We start from the raw sequence: 4,261 nt of genomic DNA, 5'->3' as shown, positions 1-4,261 counted from the left end.
AGCAGCACCAGTTCGGCCACTTCAAAAGTAGTAAAGCGTTCATTACAATCTAAACACTGGCGGCGACGGCGCACTTGGGAGCCATCGCTCACCAGACGGGAGTCAATCACTTTGGTGTCCACTGCGGCACAAAACGGGCAATGCATAGCGCTTCCTGATGAGTGAGCCTAAACTTGGGCACAGTTTACCGCGAACTGCCCTGACAACAAAGGGTGGATATAATAGCTCACCTCAACGCGGTGAAATATCGGTTCAAACGCGTATTTTCTGACTTCTCCTGAACCAATAGATGAGAAACCGATTCATACATAAGCAAAAAGCCCTGACACATACTGTATCAGGGCTTATCTTTTGTTCTACCGCAGACTAACGATTACGGCAGGATTGAAGGCTGATCTGCGCCTTCTTTCTCAACTTTTTGTTGCAACATATGTTCACGTTTCATACCTAATTTCAACGCCAGCGCAGAGGCTACGTAGATGGATGAAACGGTACCGATGGAAACACCGATCAGCATTGTCAGTGAGAAGCCTTGCAGCATCGCACCACCAAAGATAAACAGCATCAATACCACCATCAGCGTAGTTGCTGAGGTCATGATAGTTCGGCTCAAGGTTTGGGTCAGAGACACGTTCATGATTTCGTAAGGCGTACCGCGGCGGATCTTGCGGAAATTCTCACGAATACGGTCTGAAACCACAATACTGTCGTTGAGTGAGTAACCGATAACTGACATCAATGAAGCCACGATAGTCAGATCAACCTCAATATGGAACAACGACAAGACACCCAGAGTAATGACCACGTCATGGGCCAGAGCGATAACCGCCCCCAGCGCCAGACGCCATTCAAAACGGAAACCGACATAAACCAGAATACACAGCAACGCTATCAGCAACGCCATAGCACCTGCCTGGGCTAAATCACTGCCCACGCTTGGCCCGACGAACTCAATACGTTTCACTGAGGCATTCTTATCAACTGACTCATTGATAATAGAGATGACCTTGTTACCCAGCTCCTGCCCGGCAGTCCCGGTGGCAGGTGGCATCCGTATCATCACATCACGGGTACTACCAAAGTTTTGTAGTATTGGTGATTCAAAGCCCGCTTTTTCCAACGTGTCACGCAATTGATCAAGATCTGCGGGTTTATCCAGGCTAACTTCAATCACCGTACCACCGGTGAAATCCAGACCCCAGTTGAACCCTTTTGTGGACATAACCGCAATAGATGCTATCAATAACAGCAGCGAAACGCCGAAAGCAACATAATCCCAGCGCATAAAGTCATAGACTTTACGGCCATAGTTCAGTTGTTCAACAGTATAATCCTGTGCCACAACGTACTCCTCAAATAGACAGCTTGTTAATGCGCTTGCCGCCGTAAAGCAGGTTGACGATGGCACGAGTACCGACTATTGCCGTAAACATTGACGTTGCAACGCCGATGACGGTTGTAATAGCAAAGCCTTTAATCGAACCAGTACCCACAGCATAAAGAATAATCGCTGTGATAAGCGTCGTGACGTTGGCATCGACGATACTGGAGAAGGCACCTTTGTACCCTTCATGAATCGCTTGCTGGATCGTCCGCCCGTTCCGATACTCTTCTTTTATTCGCTCATTAATCAGTACGTTAGCATCAACAGCTATCGCCAGCGTCAGGACTATCCCGGCAATACCCGGCATGGTCAATGTCGCCCCCGGCAGCAGGGACATCACGCCCACGATCAACACCAGATTAGCCAACAGAGCAATACTGGCAATCACACCAAACTTACGGTAGTAAACCACCATAAACAGGATGGAGACTGCCAAGCCCCACAAACAGGCTTCCAAACCTTGGGTAATATTCTGAGAACCCAACGTTGGCCCGATAGTGCGCTCTTCCACAATCTGGATCGGGGCAATCAACGCACCCGCACGCAGTAACAAGGAAAGCTGACGAGCTTCGGCCGGATTATCAATACCGGTGATACGGAAACTGTTACCCAAGCGCGATTGAATGGTCGCCACGTTGATAACTTCTTCCTGCTTAACCAGAATCGCCCGGCCATTGGCATCTTTTTTACCGCTGTCTTTATATTCTACGAACAGAGTCGCCATCGGCTTGCCGATATTGTCTTTGGTAAAATTAGACATCGCAGAACCACCGGCACTGTCGAGCGAGATATTAACCTGAGCCTGGTTATATTCGTCAGTGCTGGAGGTTGAATCGGTAATATGATCACCGGTCAGGATGACGCGTTTGTACAAAACAACCGGACGGCCTTCACGGGTGTTTTTGACTTCTGAATCACCCGGTACACGGCCAGACGCAGCAACGGTAGCATCAACATTGCTGTTTACCAGACGGAACTCCAGCGTTGCCGTGGCACCAAGAATCTCTTTGGCACGCGCGGTATCCTGAATCCCCGGTAACTCAACCACGATACGATCTGAACCCTGGCGCTGAACCAAGGGCTCGGCCACACCCAACTGGTTAACCCGGTTACGCAGAATCGTAATGTTTTGTTGAACAGCATATTCCCGCGCTTCACGCAGACGTTCATCGCTCATCACCGCTTTTAAGGTATTGCTACCATTGGAGCCAATAACCAGATCACGGTGGCGAGGAGAAAGGTAACTGATAGCATCGTCGCGAGTTTTATCGTCGCGAAAACGGACTTCAACACCATAGTTATCGAGCTTACGCACTGTGGCATACGGGATATTCTTCTCGCGCAAGTCTGAGCGCAAGGTATCCATCGTTTGCTCTTGCAGTTTGCCAAGTGCGGTGTCCATATCCACTTCCATCAGGAAGTGGACGCCACCACGCAGGTCAAGACCCAGTTTCATCGGCTCTGCGCCTAACCTGGCAAGCCAGGTCGGTGTTGCCGGGGCCAGATTTAGCGCGATAACGTATTTGTCTCCCATCGCAGCCATCAGTGCTTCACGGGCGCGTAACTGGACGTCGGGATCTCTAAAGCGAGCCAGGATTGCACCGTTTTCCAGCGCAATAGACTTGCTCGCTATGTTGTCTTTTTCTAAAACGTCACGGACTTGGACCAGCGTTGTTTCACTGGCGGCGATTCCTCGCGCACCAGTGATTTGAACAGCCGGATCCTCACCATAAAGGTTGGGAAGTGCATATAGCAGACCGACGAAGATCACAACGATCAGCATCAGATACTTCCACAAAGGATAACGGTTTAACACGGCAATTCCCTTCGGGAAAATCAAAAATTACAGGGCTTTCATTGTGCCTTTCGGTAAAACGGCAGCAACGAAGTCACGCTTTATCATCACTTCAGTGGTGTCGTTCAGTGCGATAACGATATAGCCTGTTTCCGCAACTTTAGTAACACGACCCAGTAAACCACCTGTGGTCAATACTTCATCACCCTTACCGATAGAGTCCATCAGTTTTTTGTGTTCTTTAGCACGTTTTTGCTGTGGACGCAGGATCATGAAGTAAAAAATCAGACCAAATACCACCAGCATAATCACCAGGGAGTACGGGCTGCTCTGAGCCGGAGCCCCAGCGGATGCGACAGCATCGGAAATGAAAAGACTCATTAAAATTCCCTCATTGTTATCAATATCAGTAGTGTGAAATCAGTGCGATAAAACAGAAACGATCAATCGTAACTGTTAGCGCTATAAATACAAAGGCAATAATTTTAAAATCAAACGCTTAATGATGGAACAGGTTTCCCTATCCGACCATAGAAATCTTCAACGAAGCTTTCTAATTTACCTTCTTCAATAGCCTGCCGTAAACCCGCCATTAAGCGTTGGTAGTACCGCAGATTATGAATCGTGTTGAGTCGCGCACCCAGTATTTCGTTGCAACGGTCAAGATGATGCAAGTAGGCACGGCTATAATTGCGACAAGTATAGCAATCACAATGTTCATCCAGTGTTGCTGTATCACTCTTATGCTTGGCATTACGGATTTTTACGACTCCGTCAGTGACAAACAAATGGCCATTACGGGCATTGCGGGTTGGCATCACACAGTCAAACATGTCGATACCGCGACGCACACCCTCAACCAAATCCTCTGGTTTGCCCACGCCCATCAGATAACGTGGTTTGTCCGCCGGGATCTGCGGGCAGACATGTTCCAGAATGCGGTGCATATCTTCTTTTGGTTCGCCTACCGCCAAGCCGCCCACAGCGTAACCATCAAAACCGATATCTACCAGCCCTTTTACCGACACATCACGTAAATCTTCGTAAATACCACCTTGGATAATGCCGAACAATGCATTTTT

Annotated in this window: 5 protein-coding genes; all 5 read right to left on the bottom strand. The window is 48.7% G+C overall.

Annotated elements, in window-relative coordinates:
• Nucleotides 1-146 (bottom strand): NrdR family transcriptional regulator (locus YALDO0001_RS19060; RefSeq protein WP_004705588.1); only part of this gene is annotated, 146 nt, incomplete at its 3' end.
• A 227-nt stretch (nucleotides 147-373) separates the two neighbouring features.
• Nucleotides 374-1,342, bottom strand: coding sequence for a protein translocase subunit SecF (secF, locus tag YALDO0001_RS19055; RefSeq protein WP_004705587.1), 969 nt, complete (start codon nucleotides 1,340-1,342; stop codon nucleotides 374-376).
• A gap of 10 nt (nucleotides 1,343-1,352) precedes the next feature.
• Entirely contained in the window at nucleotides 1,353-3,200 is a 1,848-nt protein-coding gene (gene secD / locus YALDO0001_RS19050) for a protein translocase subunit SecD (RefSeq protein WP_004705586.1), read from the bottom strand.
• Between the two features lie 27 nt (nucleotides 3,201-3,227).
• A complete protein-coding gene (gene yajC, locus YALDO0001_RS19045) occupies nucleotides 3,228-3,560 on the bottom strand; it encodes a preprotein translocase subunit YajC (RefSeq protein WP_005166605.1) in 333 nt (110 codons plus the stop codon).
• A gap of 110 nt (nucleotides 3,561-3,670) precedes the next feature.
• A partial coding sequence (gene tgt / locus YALDO0001_RS19040) for a tRNA guanosine(34) transglycosylase Tgt (RefSeq protein WP_042840611.1) occupies nucleotides 3,671-4,261 on the bottom strand: 591 nt, incomplete at its 5' end.

The sequence above is a fragment of the Yersinia aldovae ATCC 35236 genome (genome assembly GCF_000173735.1).
GTDB classification, from domain to species: Bacteria; Pseudomonadota; Gammaproteobacteria; order Enterobacterales; family Enterobacteriaceae; genus Yersinia; species Yersinia aldovae.
The sequence above is the reverse complement of the archived record's forward strand: the minus strand, read 5'-3'. Positions and strand labels throughout refer to the sequence as shown.

Bases quoted from the DNA above. Each gene is read 5' to 3' on its own strand.
- yajC (WP_005166605.1), bottom strand. From the start codon at position 3,560: ATGAGTCTTTTCATTTCCGATGCTGTCGCATCCGCTGGGGCTCCGGCT.